This window comes from Streptomyces sp. NBC_00631 (assembly GCF_045206895.1).
Taxonomy (GTDB): domain Bacteria; phylum Actinomycetota; class Actinomycetes; order Streptomycetales; family Streptomycetaceae; genus Streptomyces.
Genome location: NZ_CP107734.1, coordinates 9,673,821 through 9,688,742, shown reverse-complemented (window position 1 = coordinate 9,688,742; position 14,922 = coordinate 9,673,821). Strand labels below are relative to the sequence as shown.

Annotated in this window: 14 protein-coding genes; all 14 read right to left on the bottom strand. The window is 71.4% G+C overall.

Features of this window, described 5'->3' with window-relative positions; all coding sequences use genetic code 11:
- Positions 1-2 precede the first annotated feature (2 nt).
- The 14 genes from OHB00_RS43900 to OHB00_RS43835 all read right to left on the bottom strand — a co-directional run bounded on the left by OHB00_RS43900 (position 3) and on the right by OHB00_RS43835 (position 14,809).
- A complete protein-coding gene (locus OHB00_RS43900; RefSeq protein ID WP_406443566.1) occupies positions 3-644 on the bottom strand; it encodes a 1-hydroxy-2-methyl-2-butenyl 4-diphosphate reductase in 642 nt (213 codons plus the stop codon).
- The gene (gene shc / locus OHB00_RS43895) at positions 644-2,635 is read right to left on the bottom strand and encodes a squalene--hopene cyclase (RefSeq protein ID WP_406443564.1); all 1,992 of its coding nucleotides are present in this window, start codon (positions 2,633-2,635) and stop codon (positions 644-646) included. The genes OHB00_RS43900 and shc overlap by 1 nt, the downstream gene beginning before the upstream one ends.
- 117 nt (positions 2,636-2,752) lie before the next feature.
- The gene (locus tag OHB00_RS43890) at positions 2,753-3,820 is read right to left on the bottom strand and encodes a polyprenyl synthetase family protein (RefSeq protein WP_406443562.1); all 1,068 of its coding nucleotides are present in this window, start codon (positions 3,818-3,820) and stop codon (positions 2,753-2,755) included.
- Positions 3,821-3,879: 59 nt separating this feature from the next.
- Positions 3,880-5,349, bottom strand: coding sequence for a hydroxysqualene dehydroxylase HpnE (hpnE, locus tag OHB00_RS43885; RefSeq protein WP_406443560.1), 1,470 nt, complete (start codon positions 5,347-5,349; stop codon positions 3,880-3,882).
- On the bottom strand, positions 5,346-5,486 hold the full coding sequence (locus OHB00_RS43880; RefSeq protein ID WP_406443558.1) for a DUF6380 family protein: 141 nt from the start codon (positions 5,484-5,486) through the stop codon (positions 5,346-5,348). The genes hpnE and OHB00_RS43880 overlap by 4 nt, the downstream gene beginning before the upstream one ends.
- Positions 5,486-6,439 (bottom strand): presqualene diphosphate synthase HpnD, encoded by a 954-nt coding sequence (hpnD, locus tag OHB00_RS43875; RefSeq protein ID WP_406443556.1) that lies wholly within the window; start codon positions 6,437-6,439, stop codon positions 5,486-5,488. Before hpnD ends, OHB00_RS43880 begins: the two co-directional genes overlap by 1 nt.
- On the bottom strand, positions 6,436-7,338 hold the full coding sequence (gene hpnC, locus OHB00_RS43870; RefSeq protein WP_406443554.1) for a squalene synthase HpnC: 903 nt from the start codon (positions 7,336-7,338) through the stop codon (positions 6,436-6,438). Before hpnC ends, hpnD begins: the two co-directional genes overlap by 4 nt.
- 359 nt (positions 7,339-7,697) lie before the next feature.
- Complete coding sequence (locus tag OHB00_RS43865; protein ID WP_406443553.1) at positions 7,698-8,492, bottom strand: ABC transporter ATP-binding protein; 795 nt, start codon at positions 8,490-8,492, stop codon at positions 7,698-7,700.
- Entirely contained in the window at positions 8,485-9,414 is a 930-nt protein-coding gene (locus tag OHB00_RS43860) for an ABC transporter permease (protein ID WP_406443551.1), read from the bottom strand. Before OHB00_RS43860 ends, OHB00_RS43865 begins: the two co-directional genes overlap by 8 nt.
- Before the next feature lie 186 nt (positions 9,415-9,600).
- On the bottom strand, positions 9,601-10,485 hold the full coding sequence (locus tag OHB00_RS43855) for a glycosyltransferase family 2 protein (protein WP_406443549.1): 885 nt from the start codon (positions 10,483-10,485) through the stop codon (positions 9,601-9,603).
- The gene (locus OHB00_RS43850; RefSeq protein WP_406443547.1) at positions 10,482-11,261 is read right to left on the bottom strand and encodes a CDP-alcohol phosphatidyltransferase family protein; all 780 of its coding nucleotides are present in this window, start codon (positions 11,259-11,261) and stop codon (positions 10,482-10,484) included. Before OHB00_RS43850 ends, OHB00_RS43855 begins: the two co-directional genes overlap by 4 nt.
- Entirely contained in the window at positions 11,239-12,300 is a 1,062-nt protein-coding gene (locus OHB00_RS43845) for an iron-containing alcohol dehydrogenase family protein (protein WP_406443545.1), read from the bottom strand. The genes OHB00_RS43850 and OHB00_RS43845 overlap by 23 nt, the downstream gene beginning before the upstream one ends.
- Entirely contained in the window at positions 12,288-13,040 is a 753-nt protein-coding gene (locus OHB00_RS43840) for a sugar phosphate nucleotidyltransferase (protein ID WP_406443543.1), read from the bottom strand. Before OHB00_RS43840 ends, OHB00_RS43845 begins: the two co-directional genes overlap by 13 nt.
- Entirely contained in the window at positions 13,037-14,809 is a 1,773-nt protein-coding gene (locus tag OHB00_RS43835; RefSeq protein WP_406443541.1) for a DUF5941 domain-containing protein, read from the bottom strand. Before OHB00_RS43835 ends, OHB00_RS43840 begins: the two co-directional genes overlap by 4 nt.
- Positions 14,810-14,922: the final 113 nt, after the last annotated feature.

Sequence of the window (14,922 nt, the reverse complement as noted above, 5' to 3'; positions counted from 1 at the left end):
GCTCACCTCCGGGGGAGCAGCAAGGAACGGTGCCATTCGAAGAAAGCTGGAAGAACGGATCGAAGAACGCGGAAAGCAGATATTCCACCCCGCACCGTGCCGATCCGGACGAGTTCATGTTCAGGAGCGTCCACGACCACTCGTACGGCCGCAACCGGGCGCTCGCCCGCGTGCACGGCGCTCAGGAGCGTGGCCGCTGATTCCATGTCGACCGCGATTGCGCCGGTCGCGAGCAGATCTGACCGCTCGTGACCGCGGACGACGTGATCGGAGCCGGTGAGGGGGCCGGTGTGCACGGTGCGGCCGGGCAGGGTCCGCACGAGCTCCTTCACCAGGAGTTCGGTGCCGACGCACGGGACGCTGCCGCGAGGGTCCCGGGTCTCCTCGGCGACCACCAGGTCACCGGGGTGCATCCCGGGGGCGAGTCCCGCGCAGAAGCCCGTCGCCAGGACCGCGGCGGCGGCGAGCGCGGGGTCGGCCAGGACCCGGGTGACGGACCGTTCCGCCGCCTTGGGGCCCATGCCGGTGCGCAGCACGGTGACGGGTCCGCCCGCGCCCCCGCGCTCGCCGGCGCGCAGGGCGAGGTGCTCGATGCCGAGTGCGCAGGCGATCAGCAGCGGGGCCGGCGCGGGCGTGGTGTTCATCAGACCCCCTCGGCCTCGGGGGTGGGCTCGCCGTGGACGTAGCGGCCGAGCGCGGTGAGCGGGAAGACCTGCCGGTAGAGGTGGTAGTTGATGGAGAAGTCCCAGGGGAAGCCGGTGCCGGTGAAGTACGGCTCGTCCCAGGAGCCGTCCTCGTGCTGGGTCTCGGCGAGCCACCTGACGCCCCGCTCGACGGCCTTGGCGTTCTTCTCCCCCGCCGCGAGCAGCGCCATCAGCGCCCACGCCGTCTGGGAGGCGGTGGAGGCGCCGCGCCCGCTCCAGTCGTCCGCGTACTTGTAGGAGCGGAGGTCCTCACCCCAGCCGCCGTCCTCGTTCTGGACCTGCTCCAGCCACTTCACCGCGCGCCGGATCGCCGGATGGGAGGCGGGCAGGCCGGCCGCCGTGAGCGCGGGCACCACGGATCCGGTGCCGTACACGTAGTTGACCCCCCAGCGCCCGAACCACGAGCCGTTGGGCTCCTGTTCGGCGAGCAGCCACTCGATGCCGCGCCGGGTGCGCGGGTCGTGGGACATGCCCTCGAAGGCGAGCATCTCCACGACGTGCGCGGTGACGTCGGCCGACGGCGGATCGATGACCTCGCCGAAGTCGCAGAACGGCAGCCGGTTGGGGAACGGGCTGGTGTTGTCGACGTCGAAGGCCCCCCAGGCCCCGTTCTTCGACTGCATGCCGAGGTTCCAGCGCACGCCCCGGCCGATGGCCTTCTCCATCCGCTCGGGGTCGTGGTGCCGGACCCGGCGCAGGGCGAGGACGACCTCGGCGGTGTCGTCGATGTCGGGGTAGTTGTCGTTGTGGAACTCGAACGACCAGCCGCCCGGCGGGAGTCCGGGCCGTTTCACGGCCCAGTCGCCGGGCCGCACGACCTGTTCGCCGAGCATCCAGTCGGCGGCCTTGACGAGTTGCGGGTGGTCGGCGGGCAGCCCGGCGTCGGCGAGGGCGATGGTCGCCAGGCAGGTGTCCCACACCGGCGACTGGCAGGCCTCGATCATCCGGGCGCCGTCCTCGCGCCACACGGCGTAACGATCCAGCGACTCAAGTCCCGCGCGCATCACGGGGTGTTCGAGGTCGTAGCCGAGCAGGTGCAGGGCGATCACCGAGTACACGGCCGGGGGCTGGATGCCGCCCCACGCGCCGTCGTTCTCCTGACGCTCCACGATCCAGCGGGCGGCGGAGTTCAGCGCGGCGCCGCGCAGCCGGCGCAGCGCGACCTTGCGATAGCCGCGGACAACCTTGTCGAGCCGCTGGAAGACGCCCTCCCAGCTGGCCACCGGGGCAAGCGGCTGGGGCGGGTTCGGGTCGGCCGCGTCGGTGTGGAGTTCGTCCAGCGGGAAGGGGGCGGGGCGCACCGGGCGCTTGGCCGAGACCACGGTGAGCGGCACGATGGTCTGCCGGGCCCACTGGCCGAAGTTGTAGATGCTGAGCGGGAACCACTTGGGGAAGTACAGGAGTTCCGGTGGGAGTTCGGGCAGGTCCTCCCATTTCCACCAGCCGAACAGGGCCAGCCAGATCCGGGTGAAGACCCGGGCGGCGGCGATCCCGCCGCGCTCGCGGACCCAGGCCGACGCCTTCGCCATGTGGGGCGCGTCCGGCGCGTCCCCGGCCAGCCGCAGGGCTACGTACGCCTCGATGGTGGCGGAGAGTTCGCCCGGCCCGCCGTAGAAGGTGGCCCAGGTGCCGTCCTCGCGCTGCTCGCCGCGGATGAAGAGCGCGGCGGCCGCGGTCGTCGACTCGTCGCGGATGCCCAGGAACTGACGGAGCAGCAGGTCCTCGGCGTCCATGGTGACGTTGGTCTCCAGGTCGCCCTTCCACCAGCCCTGCGCGTCCTGCTGCGCGAGCAGATGGTCGGTGGCGCGCCGGACGGCGCGTTCGGCGGCTTCTTGCACCCCGGCCGCCACGGGGGTGGTGAGGTCGGTGCTGGCCGAGTCGGCCCGGGGCGGCAGGGTGGCCCCGGTGCTTCCGTCGGTCGTCGCTGTCATGGCTTCCCCTTCGTGCAGTCGTGCGAAATCGTTCTGCTGTGGGTCCGCCGTCGGCCGGTGCTGGCTGCGCGCTCGCACCGGCCGGCGACTACGCGAGGGTTATTCGACCGATAATGATCATCTCTTTCGTACGACGACGAAGTCGGCCAGCGCCGTGAACCGGGCCCGGACCTGGTCGGGCATGTCGACGGCGTGGAGGGCTTCGATGGCGATGGTGTGCTGACGGCGCGCCTCTTCGGCGGTCCACTCGCGGCCGCCGGCCTCCTCGATGAGGGCGGCCCGGGCGGCGAACTCCTCCTCGGAGAAGTTCTCGAAGTCGCTGCTCTTGGCGTCGGCGGCGAGGATCTCGCCGAGCCGCTCGGAGGCGGGCCCGCTCGCGGCGAGGGCGGCGACGACCGGCAGGGACTTCTTGCGCTGGCGCAGGTCGCTCCAGGTCTGCTTGCCGGTGGCCTCCGGGTCGCCCCAGATGCCGAGCAGGTCGTCGACGGCCTGGAAGGCGAGGCCGAGGTGGTAGCCGTACTTCTCCAGGGTGTCGGCGGTGCGGTCGTCGGCGCCGCCGAGCACCGCGCCGATGGAGCTGGAGGCGGCGAGCAGCGCGCCGGTCTTGTTGCCCTCCATCTCCAGGCACTCCTCGACGCTGACCCGGTCGCGGTGCTCGTAGGAGATGTCCTGGGCCTGGCCGTCGATGAGGGCGCGGGTGGCGGTGGTGATCCGGCGGGTGGCGCGGCCGGCCTCGACGGTGCCGAGTTCGAGGAGGATCTCGTTGGCGAGGGCGAACAGGGCGTCGCCGACCAGGATGGCCTGGGCGGGGCCGTGCACCTTCCATACGGTGTCACGGTGGCGGCGCTGTTCGTCGCCGTCCATCAGGTCGTCGTGCAGCAGGGAGAAGTTGTGGACGAGTTCGACGGCGACGGCGCCGGGGATGCCGACCTCGGGCGCGGCGCCGGTGACCTCCGCGGAGAGCACGGCGAGGGCGGGGCGTACGGCCTTGCCGCCGTCGCCGTCGGCGGGGTTGCCCTCGGCGTCGATCCAGCCGAAGTGGTAGGCGGCCACGGTGTCCATGGGAGGGGCCAGGCGGTCGACGGCCGCCCGCAGTACCGGTGTGGCAAGGGTCCGGCCGCGCTCCAGGAGCGCGGTCACGTCCACCGCGTCGGCAGCCGTCTCGGCCGGGGGCACAGTGGGCACAGTTTCTCCTCTTGTTGCGGTACCGGGGATGCGGGGGCCTGCCGCCTGCTGATCGAGCGTCACGCCGCCTCCTCGAACTCGAAGAGGTGACGGGGGCGGGGCCGGCCCAGAGTGCGCAACACGGCATCGGCCGCACTGACACCGCTGCGGACCGCACTCTCCATGGTCGCGGGCCACCCGGTGGCGGTCCACGCTCCGGCCAGGTAGAGGCCGGGTGCCTTGGTGCGGGCGCCGGGCCGCAGCCGCCCGACGCCGGGGGTGGGGGCGAACGTCGCGGTGCGCTCCCGGGTCACGAAGAAGTCCCGCACCCCGGCGCCGCGCGCACCGGGCAACAGCCGTTCCAGCTCGGGCAGATAGCGCTCGCGCAGGTCGGCCACGGGGGTGTCGATCTCGTCCTGGGCGGCCGACTGGGACAGCGCAAGGTACTGTCCCGCCCGTCGCCCACCGCCACCCTTATACGGAGGCCCTTCGGGCCCGCCTTTCAACAGCCCCGAGGCGTGGGTGCGGTCGAACACCCACTGGACCGGGGTGCCGAGGGCCGCGAAGAACGGCTTGTCGAGCACCGCACGGTCGTAGACCACATGGACGTTGAGGATCGGCGCGGTGCCGATCTCCAGCAGGTTCTCCGGGGCGTCGAGGGCGCCGGCCGGCAGCAGGTCGTACGCCTCGCGCTGGGCGACGGCGAGCACGACGGCGTCGGCGGTGAGTGTCTCGCCGGGAACCTGAACGCTCCAGGTCCCGTTCTCGTTAGTGGAGACGGAGGTGACGCGTGTACGGACCTCGGTACGCACGCCCGCGGAGTCGAGCGCCTTGCGGGCCAGCCGGTCGTGCAGTTCGCCCAGCGGCACATGGGCCCAGCCGATGTCGGCCGCGCCCGGGTCGGACAGCAGACCGGTCTTGAACACCATCGCGGCGAGCCCCAGCGAGGCGTCGCCCGCGACCGCGTTGAGGGTGGCGACCCCGACCAGGTCCCACAGGGCCTCGACGGCACGCGCCGACTGGCCGTGGGCGGCCAGCCAGCTGCCGAAGTCCTGTGCGTCCAGGCTCGGATCGGCGAGGTCGAGTCCCTTGAGCGCGAGCGCGGCACGCCCGACCCTGGCCCGCTCGACGAGCGAGAGGTGCGGATAGGCGGCCAGGCTGCGCCCCAGGTGCAGGGGGACGGGCAGCGGGTCGCGCCGCAGCCTGCCCAGGCGCCGCCCCTCCGGCTTGTCGAGGTCGACCACGGGCACGTCGAGGCGGTCCTGCAGCGGTGCCAGCGCCGCGCCCTCGATGCGGTCGAGGAACCAGCGGTAGGCGGTGCAGCAACGCAGGTAGACGTGCTGGCCGTTGTCCACGGTCAGGTCGCCGCGCTGGAAGGAGAAGGCGAGCCCGCCGAGGCGCGGCCTGCCTTCGAGCAACGTCACGCGGACGCCCGCGTCGGCGAGTGCCAGCGCGGCCGTGGTGCCGGCCAGGCCGCCGCCGATCACGACAGCGGTACGCCCGGACGCGGGGTCGTCGTGCGTCCGTTCGGATCGCGTGCCGTCGGTCATCGTGTCGCCTTTCCTGCCTGGCCGCCGTGCCGGTGGGACGGGGCAGGTCGGGCCGTCGCAGTCAGGGACGCCATGCCGTGCCGGAGGGTTGCCTGCCGTTTTCCTCCGGTGGAGTCACCTTGGCCCACTGCGTCCATCAGGCACGCCTCCTGGCGGTCAGACGGGAGGTGTGGCGCCGGGCGTCCAGCCCGGACAGACCGCGTACCGCGACGTACGCCTTCTCGCGTCCGGGCAGCGAGACCCGGCCGCGCAGCACCGCCTCCGGTTCGCGCTCGATGCGGTCGAGCAGACGGCGGTAGATGCCGGCCATGGCGGCGACACAGGCGCCGCTGCGCCGGTCCAGCATGGGCAGCAGCCGGTAGCCCTCGGCGAAAAGGGCACGGGCGCGCCGTACTTCGAAATGCACGAGACCCGCGAAGTCGGAGCCCTCGGGCGGGGTCGGCCCGTGGAAACCGGCCGAGCAGCCGAACTTGGCGAGGTCGTCGGAGGGCAGGTAGGTACGGCCGTTGCCGGCGTCCTCGCGGACGTCTCTGAGGATGTTGGTGAGCTGGAGCGCGAGCCCGAGCGTGTCGGCGTACTCCGGCGCGCGCTCGGCGCCGCGCGCCCCCGGTTCCGTGCCGAAGACGCCGAGCGAGAGCCGGCCGATGGCGCCGGCCACGCAGCGGCAGTAGACCTTGAGGTCGTCCCAGGTCTCGTAGGTCTCGCCGCGGACGTCCATCAGGACACCGTCGATCAGCTCGTCCAGTCCGCCCAGCGGGATCGGGAAGGCCTGGGCGGCATGGGCGAGGGCGACCGCGACCGGGTCGGTGTCGTCCTCGGCGACCGCGCCGTCCTGGACCCGGGCGAGCAGCGCCCGGGTGTCCTCCAGGCGGGCCGCCTTCACGTCGCCGGCCAGCTCGCCGTCGCCGATGTCGTCGACGCGCCGGGAGAAGGCGTAGAGCGCCGACATGGCGCGCCGTTTGGGCGCCGGCAGCAGCCTGATGCCGTAGGCGAAGTTCCGTGCCTGCTGTCCGGTGACCGTCTCGCAGTAGCTGTAGGCGGCGAGTACCGGCGCGGACACGTGTGTGGGAGAGTCCACGGTCCGGATCACCCCTCTCCTCGCAGAGTCACGCCCACCTCACGCAGCAACCGGCCCTTGCCGGGCTTGGGGGGGCCGGGAAGTACGTCGTATTCGGCGGCGGCGATCGCATGGACCGCCGCCCTTCCCCCCGCCACGAACCCCGCGAGCAGCAGCTTCAACCTGCCGTTGACGCTACCCACAAGGGGGGCGCCTTCATTCAGGAGATCGCGGGCGCGTTGTGCTTCATATGCAACCAGTGCACGCACCGATGCGCCCGCGGTTTTCCTGGCGAGATCCGCCTCCTGGACGTGAAAGCGCTTCATGTCCTCGGCGGGCAGATAGATCCGGTCGCGGCCGAGGTCCTCGGCCACGTCCTGGAGGTGTTCGACGATCTGGAGTGCGGTGCAGATCGAGTCGGAGAGCCGGATCCGCTCGGCGGTCGAGGTACCGGTGACGGCGAGGACCAGGCGGCCGACGGGGTTGGCGGACAGCTCGCAGTAGGCGAGGAGGTCGTCGTAGGTCTCGTACCGCTTGACGAGCTGGTCCTGGCGGTTGGCGGCGATCAGTCCGAGGAACGGCTCGGGGGTGAGGGAGCGGCGGCGGACCGTGGGCTGGAGGCGGCGCAGCAGCGGGTGGCGCGGGGTGGCGTCGAAGACGCGGCGCAGGTCGGCCTCGAAGGCGTCGAGCAGGACCAGGCGGTCCTCGGCCTGTGCCGGGGACACGCCGAGCAGGCGGGCGTCGGCACCCCCGGGGGCCAGGTCGCCGTCGCCGATGTCGTCGACGAGGCGGGCGAAGCCGTAGACCGCCATCAGGTCGTCGCGCCAGGCTTTCGGCAGGAAGAACGGGGCCACGGGGAAGTTCTCGTCCGCGGCCTTGTCCAGGGTGTCGCGCTCCGGGTCCGCGGTGCGCGCCGAGGCGGTCGCCGTCACCGTTCGCTGCCCGGGGCGGGGACGGCGCGGCCTGCGTTGAGCTGGGGAGTTTCCGTAGCCATTGCCGTCACATCTCCCGTTCTACACTGCCGACCCAATACACACTATTTCGGACACGCCGCCCAGCAATCCGCGGGGAGGCCCGGCGGAGGGTGTCGCGCATTATCGCCCCACTTGCCGCTTTCCGGGACCGGTACAGCTTACGTTGTACAACGCGTCGAGGTTCGTCGGGGTGTCCCGCAGATCACAACAACACACCGATTGGCGTCAAGATTCCTAAGGCGAGCCGGAGTTGACGTTTCCTTTGCAGACGCGGGGCCCCGCCGGAAAGGTTCCGGCGGGGCCCCGGCCAGTCAGGGCTACTTGCCCGTGAACTTCTCGTACTCCTTGAGCACCTCTTCGGTCGGGCCGTCCATGCGCAGCTCACCGCGCTCCAGCCACAGGACACGGTCGCAGGTGTCGCGGATCGACTTGTTGTTGTGGCTGACCAGGAACACGGTGCCGGCGTGCTCGCGCAGTTCCCGGATCCGGTCCTCGGAGCGCTTGCGGAAGGCCGCGTCACCGGTGGCCAGCGCCTCGTCGATCATGAGGACGTCGTGGTCCTTGGCGGCGGCGATGGAGAACCGCAGCCGGGCCGCCATGCCGGAGGAGTAGGTGCGCATCGGGAGGGTGATGAAGTCGCCCTTGTCGTTGATGCCGGAGAACTCGACGATCTCCTGGTAGCGGGCCCTGATGTCCTCCCGGGACATGCCCATGGCCAGGCCGCCCAGGATGACGTTGCGCTCACCGGTGAGGTCGTTCATCAGGGCCGCGTTGACGCCGAGCAGCGAGGGCTGGCCGTTGGTGTAGACCCTGCCCTTCTCGGCGGGCAGCAGGCCGGCGATGGCGCGCAGCAGGGTGGACTTGCCGGAGCCGTTGGAGCCGATCAGGCCGATGGCCTCGCCGCGGTAGGCGACGAAGGAGACTCCGCGGACCGCGTGCACCTTGCGGACGCCCCGGTCCTCGCCGCGCTTGAAGATGCGGCTGAGGGCGGCCGTCGCGCTGCCCTTGCCGGTCTTGGCGCCGTTGACCCGGTAGACGATGTGCACGTCATCCGCGATGACGGTGGGGATCCGCTCCCCGGGGGTCTGCTCCACGTCGTTGAGGTCAGCCACGGCCGTACCGCTCCTCCGCCTTCCAGAAGTACACGAAACCGCCGGCGAACACGACCACGGCCCAGCACAGGGCGACGGCCCAGACGTGCGGCGGCAGGTTCGAGGCGCCGTAGCCGTCGATGAGGGCGAAGCGCATCAGGTCCATGTAGACAGTGGCGGGGTTCACCTGGAGGAGCGTGCGCGCCCACTCCGGCCGGCCCTCCATCATCTTGCTGATCGAGAACATCACGCCGGACATGTACATCCAGGTGCGCAGGATGAACGGCAGCAGCTGGGCGAGGTCCGGCGTCTTGGCGCCGAGCCGGGCCACGATCAGGGCCAGGCCGGTGTTGAAGAGGAACAGCAGGAACAGGATGGGGACGACCAGCACCCACGACAGGCCCGGGTGGCTGCCGAACCCGACCACCACCGCGACCATGACGATCATCGAGAACAGCAGCTGCTGGAGCTGCTGGAGCGCGAAGGAGATCGGCAGCGAGGCCCGCGGGAAGTGCAGCGCGCGCACCAGTCCCAGGTTGCCGGAGATCGCCCGCACGCCCGTCATGATCGAGCTCTGCGTGAACGTGAAGGTGAACACGCCGGTGACCAGGAACGGGATGTAGACGTCCTGCGACATGCCACGGCTGGCGTGCAGGATGACGCCGAAGATGAAGTAGTACACGGCCGCGTTGAGCAGCGGCGTGGCCACCTGCCAGAGCTGGCCGAGCTTGGCCTGGCTGTACTGGGCCGTGAGCTTCGCCTGCGAGAAGGCCAGGATGAAGTGGCGCCGCCCCCAGAGCTGGCGTACGTACTCGGCCAGCGAGGGGCGTGCGCCGCTCACCGCGAGCCCGTACCTGGCGGCGAGCTGCGCCGCCGTGAGGCCCTCGTCGGGCGACGGCGCCGCGCTCACCGCGATCCCGCCGTCATGCGTTGTCTCACTCAAGGGTGCAAGCCTTCGTTTTCGGATGCGTCTTCGGATGTGTCTTACGTTCGTCTTACGGAATTGTGCTACTGGGCGCGACACGCCTCCGCCATCAGACACATTTTCCGGGGGCGCCGGCGCGCCATGCGCGGCCGCTCCGTGGCGTGTCCGCACGCCGTCACGCGCGGACACGCACCTTCGAGCTTGTCAGATCACGGGGGGACGGCCCAGTCGCGTGAGTCTCCACACGGTCCGCCAGCGCATCGGGCGGCGGGGTCCGCACGGGGTGGTCCAGCCCTCCCGGAAGCCGGCGAACCAGGCGTGCAGGGCCGGGCGGGACGGGCGGCGGACCAGGGTCAGCAGCATCCACACCCCGAGGTAGACCGGGACCAGCAGGGCCGGCAGGTTGCGGCGGGCCAGCCAGACCCGGTTGCGGGCGACCATCCGGTGGTAGACCGCGTGCCGGGAGGGGGCGGTCGTGGGGTGGAACAGCACCATGTCGGAGCGGTAGTCGATCATCCAGCCGGCGTCCAGGGCGCGCCAGGCCAGGTCGGTCTCCTCATGGGCGTAGAAGAACTCGTCCGGCAGGCCGCCGACCTCGGCGAGGACCTGGGTGCGGACGGCGTTGGCGCCGCCGAGGAAGGTGGTGACCCGGGAGGAGCGCATCGGGTCGGAGGCCCGCAGCCGCGGCACGTGCCGGCGCTGGGTCTGTCCGGTGTCCGGGTCGGCGATGCGGAAACTGATGATGCCGAGCCTCGGGTCGGCCGTGAAGGCCTCACGGCACAGCTCGGCGGTGTCGTGCTCGGCGAGCAGGCCGTCGTCGTCGAGGAAGAGCAATATGTCGACATCGCGGCCGCTCGGGCCGAAGGCCTCTATGCCGACGTTGCGGCCGCCGGGAATGCCGAGGTTCTCGGGCAGTTCCAGGGTGCGGACCCCGTCCGGCACCGCCGGGACGGGCGAACCGTTACCGACGACGACCACCTCGACCGGGTCGCCGTGCTGCTTGGCGACCGAGTCGAGGAGGGCGCGCAGTTCGTCGGGGCGGTTGCCCATGGTGATGACGACCGCGCCGACCTTCGGTCCGGCGCTCACCGCAGCCTGCTCGACGCGAGGACCGAGACCAGGTGCAGCAGGGTCTGGAGCAGCGCGATACCGGCGAGCACGGCGGTGCCGAGGCGGGTGAAGAAGAGGTCGCCGCGGACCTGGTCGACGATCGCGAGCAGCAGGATCAGCAGGGAGGCCTCGATGCCGAGGATCAGCCGGTGGAACCGGAGCAGGGCGGCGGCCCGGCGGGCCAGCGCCATGCCGGAGGAGCGCATCTCGGCGGCGGCCTCCTTGACCACCGGAAGCCCGGCCTGATGGCGGGCGACGCCGACCAGGTCGGTCTCGGCCTTGATCAGGATGGCGCCGAGCGCGGCCAGGGTGCCGAGGAAGGCCCACAGCCAGTCGATACGGCCGCTGCCGAACAGGTCGGCGGCGCGCAGCCCGAGCCCGACCAGGACGGCCGCGTCGGTGAGGTACGCCCCCACCCGGTCCAGGTAGACCCCGCCCAGCGAGTACTGCTGCTTCCAGCGGGCGACCTCGCCGTCGACGCAGTCCAGCAGCAGGTACATCTGGACGCACACCACGCCGAGGACGGCGCCCGTGATCCCCGGCACCAGCAGGGCCGGGGCCGCGAGCACGCCGAAGACGGTCATCAGGTACGTGAGCTGGTTGGGCGTGACCCTGGTGTTCACCAGGTAGCGGTCCACCCGCAGGGACACCTCACGCATGTAGAGGCGCCCCATCCAGTGCTCACCGCTGCGCCGGTCCTTGACCCCAGCGGGGTGGACGACCGGACGGAGTTCAGCTACCGATGGCCTTGACATAGTCGACGTAGAAGTCCTTGATCTGGTGGGTCTTGAGGTCGAGGTGTTCGAGAATGGTGTAGCGGCCGGGCCGGGTCTCCGGAGCGAACTCCACGACCCGGACGAACTCGTCCACGGTGAAGCCGATCTCCTCCGGCAGCACCGGCAGTCCGTGCCGGCGCAGCACACCGGCCATGTACACGGACTGCTCGTGGGCCCCGCGCAGATACATCGCGAAGGCCGCGCCGAGGCCGCACTGCTCGCCGTGGCTGGCGGCCCGCCTCGGGAAGAGCAGGTCGAAGGCGTGGTTGATCTCGTGGCAGGCGCCGGAGGACGGGCGGGAGTCGCCCGACACCGACATGGCGATGCCGCTGAGCACCAGGGCCTCGGCGAGGACCTGGAGGAAGTCGTTCTCGCCGATGCCGCCGGGGTGGCGCAGCACCGCCTCGCCGGCCTGGCGGGCCATGGCGGCCGCCAGACCGTCGATCTTCTCGCCGTTGACGCGGTGGGACAGCTCCCAGTCCGCGATCGCCGAGATGTTGGAGACCGCGTCACCGATCCCGGAGCGCACGAAGCGCGCCGGGGCCTCGCGGATCACGTCGAGGTCGATGACGACGGCGATCGGGTTGGGGACGCCGTAGGAGCCGCGGCCCGCGTCGTTGTCGAGGGTGGCGACCGGCGAGCACAGGCCGTCGTGGGCGAGGTTCGTCGGCACGGCGACCAGCGGCAGGCCCACCCGGGCCGCGGCGAACTTGGCGCAGTCGATGATCTTGCCGCCGCCGAGGCCGACGACCGCGTCGTAGCGGCCGGCCTTGATGTCACCGGCCAGCCGGATCGCGTCGTCGAGGGTGCCGCCGCCGACCTCGTACCAGGTGGCTCCGGGCAGGCTCGGCGAGACGCGCTCGCGCAGCTTCGAGCCGGAGCCGCCGCTGACGGCGACGGCGAGCCGCCCCGAGTGCGAGATGCGCTCGTCGGCGAGCACGCCCGCGAGGTCGTCGAGGGCACCCGGGCGGATGTCCACGACGACCGGCGAGGGAATCAGCCGGGTCAGTACTGGCACGCGATCTCACGTCCCCTGGCGAGGTCGTCGTGGTTGTCGATCTCGACCCACCGGACGTCGCCGATGGGCGCCACGTCGATCCGGAAGCCGCGGTTGACCAGTTCCTGGTAGCCGTGCTCGTAGAACTGCTGGGGGTCGGTCTCCCAGACCGTCTTCAGCGCGTCGGCGAGCTCGGGGGCCGCGTCGCCCTCGATGAGGGTGACGCCGATGTACTCGCCGGTGGCCTCGGCGGGATCCATCAGCTTGGTGATCCTCGTCATGCCCTTGCCGGGGTCGACGACGACCTTCATCTCCTCGTCCGCGAGGGACTTCACGGTGTCGAGGGCGAGGATGATCTTCTTGCCGTCGCCGCGGGCGGCGAGCAGCGTCTTCTCGACGGAGACGGGGTGCACGGTGTCGCCGTTGGCGAGGATCACGCCGTCCTTGAGGGCGTCACGGCCGCACCACAGGGAGTAGGCGTTGTTCCACTCCTCGGCCTTGTCGTTGTCGATGAGGGTGAGCTTGAGGCCGTACTTCTCCTCCAGCGCCGCCTTGCGCTCGTAGACGGCCTCCTTGCGGTAGCCGACGATGACGGCGACCTCGGTCAGGCCGATCTCGGCGAAGTTGCCGAGGGTCAGGTCGAGCACCGTGATCGAGTCCTCTATCCCGGCGGGCCCCACCGGCACCAGCGCCTTGGGCAGGCTGTCGGTGTAGGGGCGCAGACGCCGGCCGGCGCCGGCCGCCAGCACGAGGCCGATCATGCGGGTTCTCCTTCGTCGTGTACGGCGGGCGCCCCTGCGGACACCCAGAAGCGGATGCTCTCGACGAGCACCAGCCCGGCCACGACCACGGCGAGGACCGTGAGCGCGACCTTGAACTGCGCGGCCGTGAGCAGCGCGGCCAGGACGGTGACGAGCAGCGTCCGCCCTTCCTGCCCCCCGATGGCACGTACCAGCCAGGCCGGCGGCGCCCCGGCGTCGCCGCGGATGCGGTACACCGTGTCGTAGTGATGGTAGGCGACGGCGGCCACCAGGCCGAAAGCCGCAGGAAGGGCTCCGTTTACCCCGGCTTTACTTGCGAGGACGAGCACGGTGCCGTACTCGGCGACCCGGAAGAGGGGTGGGACCAGCCAGTCCAGGGCGCCCTTGAGCGGCCGGGCCAGAGCCTGACCGGCGGCGAGGGCGTAGACGACGGCCCCCGCGACCGGGGCCCAGGTCGCACCGGAGAAGAGGGAGACGGTGAGAACCGCCACGCCGGCGAGGCTCACCAGGAACGGGGAGCCGAGCGGGGCGCGCAGGGCGCGGGAGACGACTCCCGCGAGCGGACCGTTGTCGGCCAGGTCCGCCAGTGCCTTCGCCGCCCGCTCCGTCCGCTTCGCCTTGCGGGTCAGCGACCGCAGCACCCGCCCTGCCGTGGTGTAGGTGGCCGCGAACGCGCAGCCGATCAGCAGGACGGTGAAGGTGATCCGCGGGGTCGTGGCCGCTGTCAGGACGGCTATCAGTGCCCATCGCTCGCCGATGGGCAGGACTATCATCCGGCGCACCCAGACCGTCCAGCCGACGCTGTCGAGCCTGCCGGAGAGGGCGGCGGTCGGGCTGGTGTTGGCGGTGGCGTCGTGGTTCGCCTCGTTGAAGGAGAAGTCGACCACGTGCCGGCAGGTCTGCAGGATCATCGCGCCGAGGGCGAGGGCCCATACGTCGTCATGGCCCCCGCCGCGGGCGGCGCCCAGCGCGAGACCCGCGTAGTAGGCGTACTCCTTGGCCCGGTCGAAGGTGGCGTCCAGCCAGGCGCCGAGCGTGGAGTACTGCAGCGAGTAGCGGGCGAGCTGGCCGTCGGTGCAGTCCAGGACGAAGGAGCAGATCAGCAGGGCGCCGGCGGCGACGAAGCCGATCCGCGTGCCGGTGGCCGCGCAACTCGCCGCGATCAGGGCGGTGAGCAGGGAGGCGGTGGTGACCTGGTTGGGGGTCAGTCCGCGCCGTGCGCACCAGCGGGCGAGGTAGCGCGAGTACGGGCTGATGCAGAAGGTGGTGAAGAAGCCGTCCCGGGACTTCACGGCCGACTTCAGGCGTACGGCCTCGTCGTCGACGGCGGCCACGGCCTGCCGTGCCTCGTTGCGGGCCTGCGGGTCGGCGGGGACGGTGGCGACCAGGCTGCCCAGCTCGGGACGGTGCACGTCGGCGTCCAGGGCGGTGACGAGGTTGTCGACCGCGAGGTCGGTGCTGCCGCCCGCCGAGGCCTCCCGGGCCAGCGCCTGGTTCAGGGCCGCACGGCCGGCCGGCTGGGCGGTGACGGCGCCGGGGATCGCGGCGAGCGGGAAGCGGGGGTCGGTGAGGCCGAGCCGCAGGGCGTGCACATGACCGACGAACCGGGCGTCGACGACGGCGACGCGCCGATCGGCGGGTACGGCCGTGAGGAGCGCCTCGGCCTCGGCGGTGTCCGACGCCGTCCGCACCTCGAAGCCGAGCGCCCGCAGATCGCTCTCCAGTGACGATCCGGGCACCGGCGGACCGGTGACGATGGCGATCGACAACCGAACTCACTCCCTGGGTGCCGGCGTACGGGCGCCGGTCTGCTGCGTGGTGGGGCGGGGTGTGCCTCGCGGCCCCCTGACGGCATTCGGCAGAGGTTAGCGGATGGTGAGGA